The organism is Flavobacterium xizangense (assembly GCF_054075145.1).
In genome coordinates this window covers 33,049-53,678 of the sequence record NZ_JBSIPG010000011.1, presented here as the reverse complement: position 1 = coordinate 53,678, position 20,630 = coordinate 33,049, and the positions used below count along the sequence as shown (strand labels likewise).

16 protein-coding genes and 2 pseudogenes are annotated in these 20,630 nt (G+C 33.0%); 6 read left to right on the top strand and 12 right to left on the bottom strand.

Annotated features, from left to right (window positions below):
- The 4 genes and pseudogenes from ACWA1B_RS18930 to ACWA1B_RS18915 all read left to right on the top strand — a co-directional run.
- Positions 1-1,586: pseudogene (locus ACWA1B_RS18930) on the top strand (hypothetical protein); the annotation flags it as partial.
- Between the two features lie 96 nt (positions 1,587-1,682).
- Positions 1,683-4,088 carry a hypothetical protein gene (locus tag ACWA1B_RS18925; protein ID WP_456909625.1) on the top strand — a complete coding sequence of 802 codons (2,406 nt, stop codon included), beginning with the start codon at positions 1,683-1,685 and terminating at the stop codon, positions 4,086-4,088.
- A 126-nt stretch (positions 4,089-4,214) separates the two neighbouring features.
- Positions 4,215-5,441 carry a gliding motility-associated C-terminal domain-containing protein gene (locus tag ACWA1B_RS18920; protein ID WP_456909623.1) on the top strand — a complete coding sequence of 409 codons (1,227 nt, stop codon included), beginning with the start codon at positions 4,215-4,217 and terminating at the stop codon, positions 5,439-5,441.
- A 324-nt stretch (positions 5,442-5,765) separates the two neighbouring features.
- Positions 5,766-6,221 carry a hypothetical protein gene (locus tag ACWA1B_RS18915; RefSeq protein ID WP_456909621.1) on the top strand — a complete coding sequence of 152 codons (456 nt, stop codon included), beginning with the start codon at positions 5,766-5,768 and terminating at the stop codon, positions 6,219-6,221.
- A 599-nt stretch (positions 6,222-6,820) separates the two neighbouring features.
- On the opposite strand, the gene ACWA1B_RS18910 is transcribed toward ACWA1B_RS18915, so the two are convergent.
- The 4 genes from ACWA1B_RS18910 to ACWA1B_RS18895 all read right to left on the bottom strand — a co-directional run bounded on the left by ACWA1B_RS18910 (position 6,821) and on the right by ACWA1B_RS18895 (position 10,248).
- The gene (locus ACWA1B_RS18910; protein WP_456909619.1) at positions 6,821-7,183 is read right to left on the bottom strand and encodes a hypothetical protein; all 363 of its coding nucleotides are present in this window, start codon (positions 7,181-7,183) and stop codon (positions 6,821-6,823) included.
- Positions 7,184-7,574: 391 nt separating this feature from the next.
- The gene (locus ACWA1B_RS18905; protein ID WP_456909617.1) at positions 7,575-7,754 is read right to left on the bottom strand and encodes a hypothetical protein; all 180 of its coding nucleotides are present in this window, start codon (positions 7,752-7,754) and stop codon (positions 7,575-7,577) included.
- Positions 7,755-8,382: 628 nt separating this feature from the next.
- A complete protein-coding gene (locus ACWA1B_RS18900) occupies positions 8,383-8,775 on the bottom strand; it encodes a hypothetical protein (protein ID WP_456909615.1) in 393 nt (130 codons plus the stop codon).
- 18 nt (positions 8,776-8,793) lie between these two features.
- Positions 8,794-10,248, bottom strand: coding sequence for a hypothetical protein (locus ACWA1B_RS18895; protein ID WP_456909613.1), 1,455 nt, complete (start codon positions 10,246-10,248; stop codon positions 8,794-8,796).
- A gap of 213 nt (positions 10,249-10,461) precedes the next feature.
- On the opposite strand from ACWA1B_RS18895, the gene ACWA1B_RS18890 reads away from it, so the two are divergent.
- Entirely contained in the window at positions 10,462-10,863 is a 402-nt protein-coding gene (locus tag ACWA1B_RS18890) for an IS6 family transposase (RefSeq protein ID WP_456909763.1), read from the top strand.
- Between the two features lie 204 nt (positions 10,864-11,067).
- Here the strand turns inward: ACWA1B_RS18890 and ACWA1B_RS18885 are convergent, their stop codons facing one another.
- The 5 genes and pseudogenes from ACWA1B_RS18885 to ACWA1B_RS18865 form a co-directional block, all read right to left on the bottom strand.
- The gene (locus ACWA1B_RS18885; RefSeq protein WP_456909611.1) at positions 11,068-12,363 is read right to left on the bottom strand and encodes a DASH family cryptochrome; all 1,296 of its coding nucleotides are present in this window, start codon (positions 12,361-12,363) and stop codon (positions 11,068-11,070) included.
- Positions 12,360-13,898, bottom strand: coding sequence for a cryptochrome/photolyase family protein (locus ACWA1B_RS18880; RefSeq protein WP_456909609.1), 1,539 nt, complete (start codon positions 13,896-13,898; stop codon positions 12,360-12,362). Before ACWA1B_RS18880 ends, ACWA1B_RS18885 begins: the two co-directional genes overlap by 4 nt.
- A gap of 1 nt (position 13,899) precedes the next feature.
- Complete coding sequence (locus ACWA1B_RS18875) at positions 13,900-14,037, bottom strand: DUF2256 domain-containing protein (protein WP_456909607.1); 138 nt, start codon at positions 14,035-14,037, stop codon at positions 13,900-13,902.
- An 86-nt stretch (positions 14,038-14,123) separates the two neighbouring features.
- Positions 14,124-14,267: pseudogene (locus ACWA1B_RS18870) on the bottom strand (hypothetical protein); the annotation flags it as partial.
- 615 nt (positions 14,268-14,882) lie between these two features.
- Entirely contained in the window at positions 14,883-15,656 is a 774-nt protein-coding gene (locus ACWA1B_RS18865; RefSeq protein ID WP_456909605.1) for a DUF4932 domain-containing protein, read from the bottom strand.
- A 202-nt stretch (positions 15,657-15,858) separates the two neighbouring features.
- Here ACWA1B_RS18865 and ACWA1B_RS18860 point away from each other — a divergent pair, with 202 nt between their 5' ends.
- The gene (locus ACWA1B_RS18860; RefSeq protein ID WP_456909603.1) at positions 15,859-16,872 is read left to right on the top strand and encodes a hypothetical protein; all 1,014 of its coding nucleotides are present in this window, start codon (positions 15,859-15,861) and stop codon (positions 16,870-16,872) included.
- 668 nt (positions 16,873-17,540) lie between these two features.
- Here the strand turns inward: ACWA1B_RS18860 and ACWA1B_RS18855 are convergent.
- From ACWA1B_RS18855 to ACWA1B_RS18845, 3 genes are all read right to left on the bottom strand, one after another.
- Positions 17,541-18,146, bottom strand: a complete 606-nt coding sequence (locus ACWA1B_RS18855; protein WP_456909601.1) for an NAD(P)-binding domain-containing protein — start codon at positions 18,144-18,146, stop codon at positions 17,541-17,543.
- 427 nt (positions 18,147-18,573) lie between these two features.
- Positions 18,574-19,491: a T9SS type A sorting domain-containing protein gene (locus ACWA1B_RS18850; protein ID WP_456909599.1), complete on the bottom strand. Its 918-nt coding sequence runs from the start codon at positions 19,489-19,491 to the stop codon at positions 18,574-18,576.
- A 686-nt stretch (positions 19,492-20,177) separates the two neighbouring features.
- Positions 20,178-20,597 (bottom strand): response regulator, encoded by a 420-nt coding sequence (locus ACWA1B_RS18845; RefSeq protein WP_456909597.1) that lies wholly within the window; start codon positions 20,595-20,597, stop codon positions 20,178-20,180.
- Between the last annotated feature and the right edge of the window lie 33 nt (positions 20,598-20,630).

The following is a 20,630-nucleotide window of genomic DNA, read 5'->3' as shown; positions in this document are numbered from 1 at the left end:
ATGCTGTTGAGAATACAATCAATTTATTGGATCTTGTAGGTGACGCAGAGACGCAGACTACCTTGGTTTACGACCCGGGCGCTAAGACACTGACTTATAATGGCGAGAATGGTACGCCTACTGTAATTCAGCTTGTTGATTTGGTTGGAGCTTCAGAAACAGTTACCACTTTAGCCAATAATAATAACGGAACCTATTTATATACAAGCGAGGACAAAACCCCTACTACTATAGACGTAGTTGGTGATGTTGTAAACAATGCCTCAACGATTGTAAACAGTTCTAATTTTGTAACAGAGCTGACCAATGTTATTAAAAATGAGGAAACGCTAACCAAGCTAGTTTACGATCAAGCAGGCAATACTTTAAAGTATACTGATGAGAATGCTGTTGAGAATACAATCAATTTATTGGATCTTGTGGGTGACGCAGAGACGCAGACTACTTTGGTTTATGACCCGAGCGCTAAGACACTGACTTATAATGGCGAGAATGGTACATCTACAGTGATTCAGCTTGTTGATTTGGTTGGAGCTTCAGAAACAGTTACCACTTTAGCCAATAATAATAACGGAACCTATTTATATACAAGCGAGGACAAAACCCCTACTACTATAGACGTAGTTGGTGATGTTGTAAACAATGCCTCAACGATTGTAAACAGTTCTAATTTTGTAACAGAGCTGACCAATGTTATTAAAAATAAAGAAACTTTGACTTCTTTGGTTGATATTGTAACTCAAGAAACAGATAGCAATGGACAGGTGTTTGATAAACATACATTAACCTATACAGATGAAACAAACACACCTAATCCAATTGATTTATCATTATTAGTTAAAGGTACAGAGACATTAACTTCTCTAGTTTATGATGGAGCGTATCAATCTTTGATTTATAAAGATGAAAAAGGAAATTCTTCAGAATTTAAACTGGTTGATTTAGTTGGAGATTCAGAAACATTAACAAAATTAGAAGTAAACTCCGCAAATGGAACTTTAGATTACACCGATGAAGATAAACAGTTAAAATCACTTGATTTGTCATCTGCTGTAAAAGAGCCTTGGTTTAGTACCGTTACCAATGTAGGCGCTACATTAAATACAGACAATATTTATACAAAAGGATGGGTTGGAATTGGTTATACAACTCCATCAAATGCTCCTAATGAGAAGCTAAGAGTAAATGGTTCTATTACCACTGTTAATACTTACTACGCTGATTATGTATTTGAAGATTATTTTGAAGGTTTTTCCAAAATTAAGGCTGATTATAAATTTAAACAGTTATCGGAAATAGAGGATTATATCAAAAAGAACAAACACCTTCCAGGTATTACCCCAATTAATGAATTAGAAAAAACAAAAGAAGGGTATTCATTTAATATGTCGGCGTTATCAATACAGTTACTAGAAAAAACGGAAGAAATTTATTTGCACATTATTGAGCAAAATAATATTAACGAAAAACAAAGTAAAGAAATTGAAGCAAAAGACAAAATGATCAACGAATTAAAAAATGCATCAGATGCAATGAATGATCGTTTACAGAAATTAGAAAAAATTATAGGAGAAAAACTTAATTAAGAAACGAAAGGTAGTACGAAGTGAGTAAGATATGGATCAAGAGGTTCATGATTTGTTCACTTCAATAACCGTTATTCTAATATTAAATTTAAAATAATGAAAAAAGAAATATATAAAATGCGAAAAATTGCTTTTGCAATGATATTCAGCGTGCTGAGTTTCGGTTCTCTTTTTGCCCAAATAGAAAGTACAAAAATAAAAGATGGAACTGTGAGTACTGGTGCAGATAAAGCATTGCCAGGTGCTTTATTTGAATTGGAAAGTACTAATAAAGGAATGTTAACTTCTCGACTGACAACAGCACAAAGAGATGCAATATCGGCAGTGAATTTAACTGATGGTTTACTAGTATTTAATACAACTACGGGATGTTTTGATTATTGGAGTAAAGTACAGGGTGTATGGCTGAGTATATGTGGCACTCCACCACCAGCAGTTTTCAATATTTCTGATGCACAGTGTAATCTTATAAAGGTAAATGGAACTTTTAAGCAGGGAGAAACCTTAACATTATCAAACTATATGACAATTCCCGTTACAGTAACACAGCCGGGTACCTATACAGTGTCGGCAACAACAACTAACGGATATTATTTTAATACTAGTGGCACTTTTCCTAGTGCAGGTTCTTATGTTTTAAATCTACCGGGAGTTGGTACACCAAATAATGGTCATGCAGCTGGTAGTATTGGCGATAAGGTTACTATTTCATTAAATGGTAAAGACCATTCATGTGTGCCACATGTTTTTGTTGAAAATGCTGATGTTGATTTTGTCATATCTTGTGCAAGTATAGCCTCAGAGGGTTCATATTTTATGGGTATTCCGCTTACTGCTTCAAATAAATTGACAGTAAGTGTAAATGTTACCAATATCGGTTTTTGGAGTATGAAAACCAATACTGTAAATGGGTATTCATTTAGTGGTACTGGTACGTTTACAACTACGGGGAATCAAACTGTAGAATTATTAGCAACTGGAACACCAACAGCATCAGGTCCAAATACCTTTAATCTTTCATCTAATGCTTCAACAGTTGCAGCAGGTTCTTGTAGCGGTATTCCAGTAAATGTAGCATCAGTAGAGTATACAATCGATTGTGCTGGTGCTAAACAAAATGGTAACTATATGCAAGATGTGGCTTTAATTGCTGCCAATACAATAACATTGCCAGTTAATGTTAAAGCAACAGGCCAAACCACAATTACGACTACCAGCGCCAACGGGATTTCATTTACCTCAGGATTAATAAATTTATCTGTTTTAGGACAACAAACAATAACACTGTTAGGATCAGGAAAACCAGTTTCAGGAGGAACAACAGATTTAATAGTTTCAGGAACTCCAGGGATGGCAGGAACATGTACGCTTAAAGTTGCTATTGCCGGACAACCGGTATCCTATACGACAAATTGTGCAGGAATTGCAACAAGCGGGACGTACGCGCCTGGAGTTGCAATGACTGGAGCAAATACAATGACCGTCCCTGTGAATGTGAGCTATGTGGGATCATACTCTATAAATACAAATACTGTAAACGGGATCAGTTTCTCTGCAACAGGAACATTTTCAACAACTGGGGCACAGAATGTTGTAATGACAGCTAATGGCACACCAACCTCTGGAGGTTCTTTTACCTATGCCATTACTTCCAATAGTACCAATGCCGGTAGTGCTTGTAACAAAAGCATATCATTTGTTTTCCGTACTATGAAAGTTTTAGGACTTGGCGGTGGAGTTTATCAGCCAGGTTCGGCAGGTGCATCAGATGCTTCCAGATCTATATTAGCTTCAAAACCAAACTTTGGCCCTACAGGTACTGTACAAATACAAGGTTTAACAATCATTGATGGAGGATATGGTGACGGGGCTACATTAAAAAATTTAATTAATAACAATAATATTGATATTATAGTAATAGGGTATAACTATATACCTAGTGCTGCTTCAATTGCAATTTTAAATAATTTTGTTAAAAATAAAAAAGGAGTACTTATTCATTCTCAAGAGAACGATGCTTCCGCAACAGCAAATTTAATTAATACAATTTGTGGCTCATCTATATCGGTTTCTGGAACAGGAACATCTTATATAAATCCTGTCTTAAACTTTTCAGATCCCCTTTTAGAAGGACCATTTGGAGATATCAAAGGACTTAACCTTGGTAGTGATGTGAACAACTCTTACTATGCAACCAATCTATCAGCTAATGTGAAAGCCTTAGCTACCCAGGATGGAAATACAAGCAGAGTATTTACTTTTAAACATAATACTTTGGGGTATATGTATGTAGGGGATTCAGGATTTATCGCAGGTTCACCAACAACATATAATAACTATACAATATATTATCCAGCATTTGTTAGCTCAACAGGACTCCCATTGCCTAAGAAATATGATTCCGGTAGAACAGTATATAATAGTATGTTTTATGCTAATGCGATGGCATGGGCAATTCAATATGCACAGGAAAATATTAATTCTGGCTATTTGATTCCTTAAATTAAGGGATGAAAGTAAACAAAAGATACCTCTTTTATCCTTACTAAAAGAGGTGTCTTTATAACTAAAGTATAACTTAAATGCATATTTGTTATGTTTTTGAGGAAACATTATAAATAATAAGAGATGTCCAAAATTTATATAAAATTAATACTATCAATATTTTTTATTGGTAAACTTAGCGCACAAACAGTTAATATAGGAGAATTAGCGATTCTGCCTGGGACAGAATTTTCTACGGTATCAAATTTTGATAATAAGATGACAGGAGATTTCATTAATGACGGGAATTTTATCGTTTATGCCAACTATAATAATGACGGTTTAGTAACTTTTAGTCCAGCATTTAATTCTGGGTTTACACATTTCAAAGGTTCTTCTGCAGCTCAAACAATTTCTGGCATAGAAATAAGCGAGTTCAATAACGTTAAGTTTGAAAACAGAATGGTTCAGCCTGCATTTTTACTGTCTGGAGCAATTACCGTTTATGGTATTTCTGATTTCAGTTTTGGGATAGTTTCTAATAATAAATTAGGAGGAACTATTGCATTTGAACCAGATGCAATTCCTGCCAATGCAAACGATGACAGCTATGTTGATGGTCTTGTGCGACGTAAAGGAAACAATGAATTTGAATTTCCGGTAGGTGATGGAGGTTTTTTTAGGCCCTCAGCGATAAATCAAACTGATTTAACTGAAAATTTATTTAATAGCAGATATTTATTTAAAAATTCAAATGAGTTATATCCTCATGCAAATAAAAACGAATTAATCTTTATAATAGATACTAATGAATATTGGGAGTTTGAAAGCAGTCAATCCGAAGTAGATGTAGCTCTATCATTAACTTGGAGCACAATGACGACTCCTGTAGAACTTATCAAGGAAGATTCCGAATACTCTCTTGCAATTGCAGGTTGGAATGTTACTGAATCAAAATGGAATTTTTATCCTTCAGCCGTTGATCTGCAAAATCAAACTGTTACAGCAGCAATTGATAAGTCTGGTATTTTTACTTTGGCAAAAGTTAAAACACCAGCGGCTGATGACGTTGTTGTTTATAATGCATTGTCTCCAAACGGAGATGGATTAAACGATTATTTAAATATTACTGGATTAGAGAAATACTCAGATAATTCTTTGGAAATATACAATCGATATGGAATAAAAGTATTTGAAACTGTTAATTATGGTTCTAATGAAAACTGGTTTAGGGGTAAATCGGAAGCAAGGGCTACGCTAAATAAAAACGAAGGGCTGCCAACAGGAACTTACTTCTATGTTCTCAATTTAAAATTATCTAATGGGAATTTTAAAAATAAAACAGGTTATCTATATATTAGTAATAACTAATAGTTCCTTGATGCTTTATTTATATGCAAATGGCAATTAACATTCCATTATTTTGCGTAAACCAATTTTTGAGGATAATTAGGTCTTTTTTGTAAAAAATCAATATAAAATTGCAATTAGGTTTGTTGGCATTATTGCAATATGGGTTGCAAAGCTTATTCTTGTTATTTTATGTATTATTTTGTCGGTTTGATAGTAAAGCTCATAATTATATTTGCATTGAAATTCAAAGTATCTGGTTTTTGCTCATAAATTATGTTTTGGAATAATTTCTATCACTAGTTTCTCATCAGGTATTTTTAAATGTATCTAAAGAAAATTAATATGGAAAAGCAAAGGATTTTATTGAAGGATAGTAAAGGTTTTTTTCTTAAAGCGTTTAAGAGAAATTTTATAGGTGAATTTGATTTTTTTGAAGAATCTTTTTTTTGCAAAACTGAAAAGGAAGCTCAAAATGAGGAATTTGATTGTTCTATTTTTGTTGTTTACGATAAGTATGAACTGATCAATTGTTTGAAATTGGATAAAAAAGGCACTAATGTTGTAGTTTGTTTTTTTAATAAACGATTATCTAATAGTGTTTCTTTTTTACAAGAATTTAAAAGTCTTTTAATAGTAGAATGCTATAAAACTAAAGATGAAATTGTCAAGGTTTTGAAATTGCATTTTAAAAGAAAAGTTGATTTTATGCTCCAGCCAGCATCTATTAATTTCCCAACATCTAATATTGTTTCACTTCAGAATAATAATTTTTGCAATGCCTTCTTTTTTATTGATTGATTTAGGATGATTTGAATTATTATAGTCAGCAATTTAGCATTTGATTGAAGAGGTGTGTAGGGAATTAATCTAAAATCTGCAAAATTATAATCTTATCATAGCTCTAATTGGAAGGAAAAATAGTCTAGAAAAAGTTTCGAACCTAAATTCGCAGACCTTGATTTTACTGGAATTTTAATTGTTAAAAAAAGTTTGTGCCAAGATTTTGCCATAAAAATAAAACTGTTAATTTTTGTGAATAACTTTTTGAAGTCCAGTTTGTTGTTTTTTAAAGACCGAGTACCTTAGTATTTATGGTAAATGAGAAGGCAACTCCAAAAAAAAAGATAGCACTACGCTATCTTTTAATTTGGATTTTTAATAGTTCAATGACATATCTCTTTCTATTGCTACAGAATCAGTAAGCTTTAATTTTACCTTCTGTTTCCTAATTTACTAATGCTGGTTTGATTTTTAATCCACGAAATAATCATTGCACCTGAATTATAATTTTTTATTTTAAATTTATTTCACTTAAGTTAATTGAAACTAGAACAGGCTCAGGTAAGAGTGGTGTATTATCTTCCAATCTTATGTATAGCTTTCTTTTGGTAGCAATTTTAATACCTTGAACTTCTATCAGATAGGTAATGAGCAGCTGAAGAATTTCCTAAAATCTCAGCATTGTAGTCATGTCTTGCTATAAGTCCTTCTTTGTTAATATAAAATGTTTGGATTGGATTGTGCGTGGCTATCTCAGATGGAAATTCGACTTGTAACCTTCTGAATGTTTTTCCATTTTCTTCCCATGGCTCCAATTCTTTAACTTTATAATTTGAGTTTGTAAAAATGAAAGGTGTATTGAAATAGGTCCACATTGCATATCCTGCAAAATAGGCAAGTTGCAATTTTGACCAAGGTGTTTCTCTTTCATGTCCTTTAAGAAATACATCAATTTTTAACTTCGTTAGAATAACAAGCAATTAATTGATTTACTTGGGTAAATGATTGCAATGAAATAATGCTTCCTTGTCTACTGCTTTACTATTTTTGTATCTCTTATGTTCCCTGTATGATCCGTATTTGATGTAAGGCTTGAATGTTACTATCTGGGAGTGAAATTAACTTTTGGTCGAATTGGCTGTTTTTTAATTTGTACTATTCGAGTATGTAAAGAAAGAACGTAGTGATTTAGAACGAAGATATATAGGATCTTTTTTAGTAATGATTCAAACTAAAGCTTGTAAATTTCTTTTATCCAGTGTTTTGAACTAATGCACCGATTCTGCACACAATTCAAATTAATACTCTGTTTATATTGTTTCTTTCGTTAACTTTTTATTGCAAAAAAAAGAATCAAGTCCAATTTAGGGATTAGGTATCTTCATCTTTTTCGTTTAGTAATTTTCTTACTTGAACATATGCGATTTTTTGTAGAAATTCTAAAATCTCTTCTGCTTCTTTCAGAGTAATATTCTTTCCTTCATCGCTAAGCATTTTTTGAGCTTTATTAGCTGTAATTTTTCCTCTATATTTTTCTTCTTCAATTTCCATAAACTTAAATTAATGTTAAGATGAAAGTAATGATTTTTTATAATGTCAATGTTTACAGAGTTTTAAAGATGGTTTGTACACTGTAAAGTTAACTTAACTGGATTTACAAACCGTTTGTTTTTATAAGTTAAAGTGGGTTAAATTATGTGAACAAGGCATAAAAAAAACGCTAAAACTAATGTTTTAACGTTTCTTTAAGAGTGCCCTCGTCGGGACAAATTACAACATCATTTTTAGATGATTTGAAGAAATTGGCTTACTATATGTAGGTTCTGTCTTCCATTGGTTTTGTAAATTTGGTTTAGATGTCCTGTTGGGGTTTGATGTAAAAATTATAAAAACTAAAATTGTACATGACAATAAACTAATATACAATTCTACAAATATTATGAAGGATTTGGAAGGATTGTTATACGTAAGAGCGAATTGTTATTGATTAGCACCGATAATAATAAATCGATTCAACGAGTGACCGCAAAATTAACTGTGGATTGATGAGTGGATTAAGTTGTTTGATGAAGTTAGCAAACTTAAATTATTCAAAACATTATGATTGATAAATAAAACAAAGAGGTAATCTCTAAAAAGACAACTTCTTTGTTTTGTATTGCGTATTAAGTTTATTGTATTAATCTGCAATAGCAAGTATTGGCTCTATTCTAATAAATTCTTTTTTCCCATTTTTCTCCTTAACCAAATAGGTAATTTTGTCACTAAAATAATTCAAAAGTTGATTGTTTTTTAATTTTTGCACGTTCGATTTATCATAGAATTTAGGCTGTCTTATTGTTTCTTTGAGACAAAGAATTTTTTTGGGCTTCAAGTCATTTAGAACTTCAGCCCCTTTAAAATAAAACATTTCTCTGCTATCAGTGTCTTTCAAAAAAAAGATTAAATCAGATTCAGATTCTTTGATGTAAGATTTGTCAAACTTAAAAAAGAGCGTATCCTTTGTCTTTTCTTGTGCTTGTAGATTACTTCCAAATAAAAAAGTTATCAATAGATATAAATGTATCTTCATAATTTTTAGTTTTAAGATTTATTGCGTGCAAGGAACAGCTTTTGTAAACTGAGTTACACGCTGTGCAAGAGATGTTATAGAAGCTTTTTTTTCAGGGGTTAATTCTTGCCATGCTTTTACATTCTCTTCTTGTAAACCACCCCACGCCAAAGCTTCATAAAAATCATCGCTTGGAGGAACTCCATAATAATTAATATAATTTTGATAATCGTCTGGAAAGATGTTTTTATGAAATTCTTTTAAAACGTCACGCATACTTTCAACATATAAAATTCCCATAGCACTATGAAAGTTTTCTCCATATTTTTCATATACCTGCTTAAAATCTTTAACATCTATACTGTTAATATCTGTAACAGATCTTAATTTTCTTATCATATCTGCGTGTATATATTCGTGCATTATTATGCGTGCCCCTTCCAAACCTGCATATTTGTCTATTCTATTTGTACTAATTTTGATATCTATCAGTTTGCCAGTTCCTGGATAAGTCGTCAATCCATTAAGTTCGGCATTTGTTATTGGATTATAAACTTTATCTTGGGAACTAATTTGAATATCAAATTCAGATTTCCCTGCGAATTTAGATAATAATTTTTGCATAAAAGTATCTCCATTACTATTCAGTAAAGCATTTATACATTTTGCTTTCCCAGTAAGTGCATCAATAATTTGTGTAGTGGTTGGTGCTGTTATACCACCTCCTGTATTTGCTCCACCACCATTTGGAGAAGTATAGCCACCTGCATCACCGCCACCAATTACAGGTGAACGTGGTCCAAAATATACAACAGTACTCCCATTACTTGGAGCAGTTACAACAACATCTCTTAATGCGCCACCATTTACTGTTGTGTCGGTCCCTCCATTACTTTTGCCACCACATCCGCCATCACCCCAATCGCTGTATACACAAGGAGCTTCAATTGGGGCTTTGTTTGTTGCCTTTCTTTTCGAGTAGTCTACGACTTCAACAGTTCCAGTTTCTACGACTTTATTGTTTTCAAAACTCGCTGCTCTGACAAAACCATTTTTTAAATCCCAAACACTTACAAATCCCGTAAAACTGCCTCCTTCGAATGACTTGCTTTTTTCTTCAACATATTTATTTGTATAAATTTCGTAAACTAGAGCCTTGTAATCTTCTTTCCCTGTTTTGTAAATATACAATCTTTGTTCCCAAAAATCGCGTGAGTCACTTTTCGCTTCATTGATGGGAACAATAATTGTTTCTGTTCCGTCTTCTGAAGCTGTAATTTTTGCCTCGTTCCAATCATAATCCAAGTTTTGAAATAAAGAATAATTTTCACTGCTTGATTCATAATTTGTGAACCATTTATTTGCATTATCGACTTTAGCATTTTGAGCTGTACCATTGTTTCCTACTTGCTCTTCACTGGCACATTTCACAGATAAAATGGCGACGAATAACATTAATAGAAGTACTGATAAATTTGTAATTTTCTTCTTCATATTTAAAGTTTAAGTTTATTAGTAAAGTTTTAATATTTATTTCAGCAGCAAAAAGAATAACCTAATAAAATAAGTTTTTTACTATAAATAAAAGACCTAAAGTAAAAAAAGTAATTATAAAAAGAGTACGGAAATCCGTAATGTCCTTAAAATAACAGTATTTTACTTTAATTTTATTTTTTAATCTTGGACTTTAAATAAAACTTTGATAGCATTCGAGCAGTAGATAAATTAGGTAATACGGTTGACTTTCTTTTGACCAGAAAAAGACAGAGAAGGAGTGCTCAGTCTTTTCTAATTAAAGCAATTAGTAATAATTGCCGGCCAAAAGTAATGAACATTGATAAAAGCGGTTCTAATACCGCAGCGATCAAAGTCTATAACAAACGTTCATTCTCAAAGATTAAAATCCGGCAATGTAAATATCTCAACAATATTGTAGAGCAGGATCATCGATTTATAAAATGGAGGATACAAAATGGGTTAGGCTTTAAAAGCTTTGAATCGGCCAGACGAACATTGAGCGGAATTGAAGTTGTCCATATGCTGAGAAAGAATCAGATGATTGGACATGGTACAACTATGTTTAAATCATTCTGTAAATTGGCAGTTTAACTTTTAAATCATTTAAAAACTTATATTTTATTCTGACAGATGCGACAGATCCTGACAAAAAAAGGATAAGTAGGGCAGGGCTTATTTTTAAATGATTTTTTTCTTTAATATTACAATACTGCATAACAGCCATCAAATTATGTTTTAGTGAAACAGATCTGAAAAGCTGCAAGTAATAAAAAAGCCTTTTGAAAAAAAAGATAATTACTGATCCTTTAGCCATAAATTTCTAAAGCTTTTATCTTTATCGTAATCTATTGCCTGTTTTTCGATATTGAAGTAACGACTACCTCTTGGGTCATTTCCAACACCGGCCAAATAAGCCCAATTCCCCCAGTTGCTGCAGACATCATAATCTATCAGTTGTTGTTCGAAGTAAGCTGCACCATAGCGCCAGTTTATTGCCAAATCGTTACACAGATAGCTTGCTGCATTTTGCCGGCCACGATTACTCATAAAGCCCGTCAATTTGAGTTCAATCATGTTGGCATCGATAAAATCGACACCTGTTTTTCCTTCAATCCAGTTGTGGAGCTTCTGAAAATCTATTTTCGTAGCTGAAGAATCGCTATTTTTAAGTCCGTTCTTGTAAAAAAAACGGTTAGGATATTTCTTCATCATAAATCTAAAGTAATCGCGCCAAAGCAATTCAAATACCAGCCAATAAGTTGATTCATTTGCAGTATTCACGGATTCGTATCTTTTAAGTTCCTGGTAAATGAACCTTGGAGAAATACATCCCAAGGCAAGCCAGGGAGAAAATTTGGAAGAATAATCAGGACCTGTCATTCCGTTTCGGGTCTCTTTGTAGGTTGAGATTAAATGGGATCCAAAAAAATAATAATCCACTCTTTTTAAGGCCTGAGATTCTCCTCCAATAAACTTAATAGCAGCCCTTGAATCCAAGCTTATTTCATTCAAACCAATTTGCTGTAGATTTGGCAGATCAAGTTTAGGAATTTCAGGCGACTTTATATTTTCGGGTTTATTAAATGCCATTCTTACTGTAGCATCTTTTTCCGTTTTTTTTCTGAAATCAGTAAATATATCCGGTATATTTTTTATTGAAAAAGGCAGGTCCTCTGCATGATACAAAGTGCTGGTACTAAAGGTTAAAAATTCACATCGAAGCTTCCAAAGCTCCGACTGAACTAAATTTTCAGTACGCTTTTCTTCAAAAGCAACTTCCCTTTTGGCATATACTTTAAGAGCTTTGTAGTGTTTCACTGCTTTTGGGATTTCAATTTCAGGCTTTCCTTTCAAAACAAGCAATCCTGATCCTAATGCTCTTAAATTAGTATCCAGATCAATTAAGGATTCCATAAGAAATTGGGCTCTGATATCTCCTGTTTTTCTGAATCCATAAGTGGTTACTGCAAAATGTGAATCGTCAAAACAATAAACAGGAATAACAGCGTCATTTTGTAAAGCTGCTTTTAATAATGCCTCATTATCCGTTATCCGTAAATCTGTTTTAAACCAAATTATTGCTGTTTTCATAATCTGTTTATATTTTTTAAATAATGATCAGCCTGTTTCAATATTGCAGTTTTATCTTCGGATTTCATTTTATGCCATACTTTATACATCATTCCAATTCTTGGATTTTGTGCCAGCTTCTCTTCATGCTTATCATAAAAATTCCAATATAGGCTATTAAAAGGACACGCTTTTTCCCCCGTTTTTTCGGATTTATTATAGAAACAGCTACTGCAGTAATGGCTCATTTTTTCAATATAAGAAGCCGAACTTACGTAAGGTTTTGTGCCGACAATTCCTCCATCTGCAAACTGGCTCATCCCACGTGTGTTGGTTATTTCAACCCAATCCAGAGCGTCGATATATATGCCAAGATACCAGTTGTCGACTTCATCAGGATCGCTTCCGGCCAAAAGGGCAAAATTTCCTGTGATCATCAAACGCTGGATATGGTGCGCATAAGCAAATGTCAGGGACTGCGATATGGTATATTTAAGACAGTTCATTTTGGTTTTTCCTGTCCAGAACCATTCAGGTAATTTTTCCTTATGGCCGAAAAAATTCAATGTTGCATATTCTGGCATCTTGAGCCAGTAAATACCCCGCATGTATTCCCGCCATCCGATAATCTGGCGTACAAAACCTTCCAATTGATTATAAGCAATAATTTCATGATTTTTCTCCCATTTCGCAATTGCGGTTTGTATGACTTCAGCCGGAGAAATCATTTTTGTGTTTAACGAAAAGGATAATCTGGAGTGGTATAAGGACCACTCATTTGGGGCCATAGCATCCTGATAAGAACCGAATAAAGGCAGGCATTCAGCCGTAAAATGATCAAGGAGTTCAAGGGATTGTTCTCTGTTTATAGGCCAGATAAAATTTGTTTTATCAATCGATCCGATAGTTTTAATATCGTTCTGTAAAATGGCATCCACAATATGGGAAACATCGTTATTAAAAACTAAAGGAGCAGCGGGTTTATGATTTTTAGGCAGTTTCTTTCTGTTCTCCTGATCATAATTCCATTGGCCTGTCAGTGGGTTGTCTGCTGACATTAGTATACGATGTTTCTTTCGCATGGCACGATAAAAGCTTTCCATCAAAAAAGTCTTTTTGCCTTCAAAGAATTTTCCCAGTTCATTACGGGTACTGAAAAAATGCTCGGTATCATACACTTTAGAAGTAATAGCAAGCTGGGATGTGAATTTTTGTAATACTGCATCCAAACGATATTCATCGGGCAGAAGGTATTCGAATTTTGTGAAATGATGCCTCTCTATTATAAGGGATAGATTGGCCTCAAGAGACTGTAAATTGTCTTTATCGTTTATTTCCAGATAAATACAATGGTGTTTTTTGGATTTCAGGAAGTTGGAAAACTGGCGCATTGCCGCAAAAAATCCTGTTATTTTTTGTATGTGGTGCAAGGCATAGTCGGTTTCAGTGCGGATTTCCATCATCACATAGGTTATTGAATTGTCTATCGTTTCAAACCAGGAATGATTGCCATTTAACTGATCTCCAAGAATGAGCCTTAAAGTTTTGGTTTCCATATTATTTACTGCTTCTGCATTTGTTACTGCAATATTTCACTTCGTCCCATACCTTTTTCCATTTTTTTCTCCATGCAAATGGTCTTTGGCAGACGACGCAGGTTTTACTGGGCAGGTTTTGCTTTTTAACTCCTCGCATTTTTTTTGATTATTTCTAAAACCCCAAACACTATCACTCGCGTATTTTCGAGTTTCTTCTATGTCAACTATAGGCTCTGGATAATTCTTACCTATTTCGCATTTGTAAAATTGCTGCTCAATACGATTTAATTTCCATGGCTCATGAATCAATTGTATCTGCTGAACTTTAATTCTTTCTTCATCAAAGCTTTTCACGTCGGCTTCAGATAAATTAAATTGAAATTTTATAGCATCAAAAGGTGTTCGGTCTTACCATGCCATTTCTATAATTCTGTCGATCCGAATTTCATTAAATACACTATCTATTTTTGTAAGTATTGATGTCATAAGATATTTTGTTTAATTTTTTTAAAATAAAGTTAAACAAAATTAATCATTTTTTATTTTTGTTGACGGTTTATGATTAGAATTACAAGTCATTTTAGACCTCTGAATATAATTTTAGAAAATAAAATTATATCTTGTATTTTATTGCGATGTAAGGGACGATTGAAGCGAATCAGGAAAATTTAGTTATTGGATTATAATCAAAACACCACCCAATTTTAAGTCAATACAAATTTTTAAAAAGCAATTAATTTAAAGTAGGTGTATTTACCTGTTCTATTTATATTGTTTTAATTTTTGCAAACATTTAAGAATATCATATACATTTAAGCCGTGAGAGACTTTTGGTTGCCAATATATTCAAAAACAATTTTCTAAACATTTGGTTTTTATTGAATTACTTTTTTCATAAAAACCATGCGCCACGATTCCGCCACAAAACTCAGCTGTTGGAATAGCTTTAAAAATGCCATAAGTTTGTACTGTAAAAATAGAGGTTGCCCCAACATGTAAGGTTTAATTTAATTGCGATATAATTTCCTCGACTTTTTGCTGATATGTCTTTGTGAAAAATTCGTGATAATACCAATACTCTAATTTTTCAACAATTTGGGGTAAATATATAAATGATCTGTTCGTAACGTTATCATTCATAATTTCTTGGGCTTTATTAGAATCACCTACTAGTTTTGCAATAACAATTTCACCGGCTCTTGCAAAGTGTTCGTAAAGACATATTTTCCATTGGTTATAGCCCTGGGCAGTCATCTTGTTGCCAATAGGTTCAAAAAGTTTTTCTGTAGCCTCAAGGTATTTTTCATCAATTGCGTCAATTGTGGGATTTATAAAAGAATGCCCGAACTCGTGCACGCACGATGTCCTTAGGGCGATAGTGTTGTTAAAGCCCAGATCAAGCTTAGAGTCTTTGCCAATTTCCTTAGGCATATTAAAACTGCCAAAAACATTGCCCACCATGTCATCACTGCCCACCGCAAAACCCTGGCTGAATGGCATTGTAAGACTGGGATACAAATTATAGCTTCCTATTCGTTTTCCATAAAAATGTTCCATTTCCGTAATGAAATTCTCTTTAGGAAGATTTTCTGCAACCTCTAGAGTCATTCTCTTGTAGTACTGACTATACTTTTCAAAAAATGAATCAAAATTAATTTCTGCATAGAAATCATTCATTGCTTTAACAAATTTTTTAGCATCGTCTAATGTCTCAAAATGATTTGTAAATTTATTGTTTTTGTCAACGGTAGCATTAGGAAAACTATCAATGCCCAAGTTAGTATGTAGTTCTGGTTAAGAAACGATTAGTGAACTATTGTTTGTCAGTGAATTAAAGCAAACTATGATCTCTTATAAGTGGAACTACTTTTATTTATTAAAGCAAAATTTTTAAGATAAAAAAACAGCTATTTATTAAAAAACATTATTTTAGTCAAATAACTATCCAATAATTTAGCAACTTTCAATAACTACATTTATGAGTTTTGATACACTTATTGTAAAAAAAATATTTTTATTTGTCTTATTGACGCTTTGTATGTCTTGCAATTCTCAACAGGAAAAGGAATATAGGTTTGACACACAAACCATGAATTTGAAAGGGAATATTAAGCATATTACTGAAAAAACTGGGGATCATACCTGGGACTTTGAGTTTGAGGACAACAAACTAGTACTTGCAAACTCTTATTTCCTAGGAGGAGCTTATGATATGCAATATCGCCTTGAATATATGAAGGGGAAAGTCTTGCAGATACATAGTAAATCATCAGTAGTAAGCCCAGAGATATTCAGTACCAATTTTGCAATGCGTCTGCCACTACATGGATTCCATAACGCCCAGAAACTAGTCAGAAATCGCCAAGGAGATGTAGTGGGTATATTTTTTAAAAATCAAACGCCAAGTCAATATACTATAAAGTATACTTACGATAAGTTTAATAACTGGATTACCCGTGAGCTTTACATGAAGCCAGGTGATTACCTTAAAGAACGTACCGACAGAACAATTCTTTATGACAGGAAAGTAGGGCATAATGAGATACGCTCCTGGAACAGCGAACTTGATTCTGTATTTACCGCAGCTCAGAGAAGAAATGAATTCATTGCAATTTCAATAAACAATAGTATTGAAAAGGATTATCCTAAACTAAGCCAAATCAATAGCTATCTTAATAAAAATTTTGAAGCTGTTCAAGCGGCTGAGACTTATATGAATGCGCTTATTGTTAAGTTCGATTCCACATATGGAAAAGAAAATCTCTCCAAAGAATTACAGCTTCTCAAAGATAAGATGGTAATTCTGCAGTCCATTGCAATGAAAGAAAATTTCTTATGGTCAGAGGCAAGAGTTTATATTCCAATGCTGTTAAGTGGTGAAGTGAGCGTAAAAGAGGTGCAGGAACCTTATCAGTACAGGACTTTAATTACTGCTTCGCTAGAACGCATTAGTACTATACGTTTGTGGGAGGAGCAATACAGAAATAAATAGTATTTGACTATAAGTTTAAGATGCAAATTGGTTCTGTCGTATCTGGGAATAACTTCCATCTTTAGAATTTTAAATCGAGCAACTAATAAATTAGGCACGGTAGACTTTCTTTTGAACAGAAAGAGGAAGAGAGTCAGCGAGTAGTCATTTTTATTAAAGCAATCAGTAATAACTAAAGACTGATACTAATGAACATCGATAAAATTGGTTTTGGCCTTTTTTGAAGAAATTGGAACTGTATTGTTGGCTTTAATGATTATATATGAATTTGGAACTGTATAATGTAACTCAAATATATTCCGTTTTATTTAATGATACAAAATCAATTTATAGAAGCGAAATTAGCATTGTTGACTTTTTTGAACTTTTAGCCCTTTAAAAAATGTTTTTTTTATACGCTATTTAATACTTCTTAATCTTGTCAGTATTTACTGTTTTTGTGTCTCTTAAGGGATCTCTACGACACAATTAATTGGTTTATTTTTAACCTATTTATAAGATATTTATTCTTGTTTTTAGCTCAGAACCGGTTTGTATGTATCGTAGGGGGTAAATGTTTTTTTAAGTTAAGTAATCTTATAAGGTTTTGCATGAGAGTTAATGCCTAGTTTATGAAAGCTTAAAGTAATAAATCCTATATTGATTCCAAAAGAAAACAACTTATAAAGCTATAGTATTGAGTTGTTCCTATTGCTTTTGATTGGATTCATAATTGATTTTAAGTTAAAAGCTGCATTTCTAAGACGAAGGTTGCTGGAGAGATCAATTGGTGAAAAATTGATTTTCTTTAAAAAATCCCTTACATGGTTTCTCGAACCACGATGATCTGCCATGAAAAATATTTCATCCTTATGGCTGCAATCAATGTAGCTGTTTTTTGTTTTTAGATTAACAGGATTGAATAACTTTACAACATGGGCTTCGGGCACCAGAGCAGCAGTAATTTGATAGGTCAGGGCATTAGTAATGCTTGATAATAGCTTGCGAGGGTCAAATATCAGAGAGCTGGTGTGTATGATTATTTTTCCAGACATATCAGGTAGGGTTTGAAGAATTCTCTCTAAATCATCTTTAGGAATAAATAACAGCACGAGCCCGGTATCGGCGGATTCCTCCAGTGCGCTGAGCTGCACATTAGGTCCCATTTTTTGTGTCACATCTCTAATTAGGTAGTTTCCCCTTGGATTGTATATTTTAACTTTATAGCCTGCCTCCGCTGATCTGGCTGCCAATGCTAGAGTAAGTGAACTGACTCCTATGATTCCAATTTCCATAATTTTAAGTTTTAATTATAATTTCTTTTAAATAAAAAGTAACAATATTGGTTTGAAAGAATTGAATGTGGAATAAAATTTACAATAAAAATATTACAAATATTTGGTTTTTCAAGTAGGTGTATTTACCTGTTCTATAGATTTTTTTTTATTTTTTTGAAAGTATGAAAACATAAAGGCATATAAGTTGAATGGAGTTTTTTGATCATCGATAGATTCGACACTAAACTTAGCACTTCAATTTACTTGATTATAATTTTCAAAAAAAACATCCTTTGTCAGGATTTTACAAAACCCGGAATGGTAAAATATCCAAAAAGCACTTTAACGTTTTGTGGCACATAAAAGGTCAAGGCGCTGCTGTGCCACAAAACTCAAACCTGTAAAATATCTTATAAAAACGTCTTAATTTTTTGTAATTGAATTTTTATTGACCGGAATTAGAAATAATGAATTTCTGGGCGATTTTGGCACCATCGACCGTTAAGAATATTGCTATGTATACCCCTGGACTTAATGCAGAAGTTGAAAAACTAAAGTTTTGCACGGCTCCTAAATTGTCTTTTGAAATAACAGATCTCCCAAGAGTATCATAAAGGGCAAATGATTTCACAATTTCATTATTTGGATTTGTAAAATTTAAAACCTGGTTTTTATTGTCCTGACTAATAAAAAAAATACTTCTGACTGCATTATTTGTAAAACTTATTTTAAATCGTTCTGTATTTTTTCCAGGTGCAACCAGAACTTCATATGGGGTGTTTCTAATATTATGGTAGGACATATCAAGTGCATCGTAGATATAAATTGGCTGTGCATCATCAAAACCATCATTTTCAGAGATATAAAATTTGAATTTTGTAGTTACAGCAGCTCTTGCCGAAAGTGGAATTTTTTTGGATAAATTGAAATTAAGCCCCTGAATTACGTAATCGCCACCTTCAATCCAGAAAGAAATGTCCTGAGGAAAGTCCCCATCCATGTTTTTTACATCAAAATCTCTATCAATGCCGTCTGTAGCTTCATAAGCAAAAACTAGTTTAAGCTCTCTTGTAAACTCATTGTTCATTATGGTAGTGAGTTTAAGATAAGGAATCAGGGGAGGCGGTGGAGGTGGTCCATCATAATTGTCACCATTGCCATCTAAATTTGTTTTGGCAGCTGGTTTTTCGAATTGAGATAAATTGTCGTATAAATAAAGATTAGAGATCGAATCCAGATTTATATTCTGGCCTACATATTGTATCTGATTCCTATGATAGACTGATGTATTGGAATCAAGATGTATTTGGGAAAAACTTGAAAAAGAAAGCAAAATAGATAGTAATAGTAAAGATTTTTTCATATTTTCTTTTGGTTTAATTATAATCTTATAGCGCATTTTAAATTTAAAGTCTGTTGCTTTTTGAAATGATATAGCCACCAATGACAGCTGCCGTGAATAGTAAAAAAAAGCATTTAGTCAACAGGAGCCCCAACTGATTCATTGGTTAAGCCGGGGGGAGGCAGATTTGTTGATCCGGCTATTATTGGAACAAGAAAAATTAAACAGAAAGCTACTTTTTTCATTATTGGGATAACATTTTTAGTATGCATAAATGGATTTAACAGATTTTGCAAAGCAATGTTTTTTAACAGCTTGGGCAAATTAAAAGGAATGCATTTTTAATTAAAAGAGAGAAGTAATAACCGGCGGCTATATTGTATAATCGTCTGCTCCAAGAAACCGATGAAGATGGAAAATAACCGAGCCAAACCAATACTGAGATGAATTATATTGAATTCTTAAAAGAGCTGATTCTTTAGGATATAGTGACAATACAGGAAGACAAACCAGAATAACAGGAGTTTTAAAATACTGCCAAATTTCTCAATGAAGTTTGTGAAAGTTGTGGACTAAGGCTTTACGGGAAGATGATAATAGTTGAGCAACAGCAATTGAAGTGATTCTTGGAATCACTACCATATTGCCAGATTGGCGGTGAAGTATAAAATCCTAGTTTAATTTAATTTAACTATCAGCATCAATACTTATAGTGGCTTTTGCTTAATAATTCGGTCGAGAAATTCTTTGGTAATCGGTTTGATGTGGAGCGAAACCACATTCTTATTATGGCTTGACCGCGCGATATCTTCATTGTCGATTGTCGAGGATACGATATAGGCTTTGCAATAATTTTTCAAATTAGTTGATAATGTATTGTACGCTTCCAGAAATTCAAATCCGGACATAAAGGGCATGTAGATGTCTATAAAAATTATTTGAGGTAATTTCGAAATATCATCCTGATTCTCCCGCAGATATTGCATGGCTTGCTGTGCCTCGGTATAATGCAGCACTTTTTTTCCAAAATTATTCTTTGTGATAATGCGCGAGGTAATATATAAATCTACCAGGTTATCATCAATGATCATAACTGTTTCAAATTTTGGGTTTGGTTCTTTTAACATGGTTTTAAATTTTTTAGCGTAATATTAAACTTG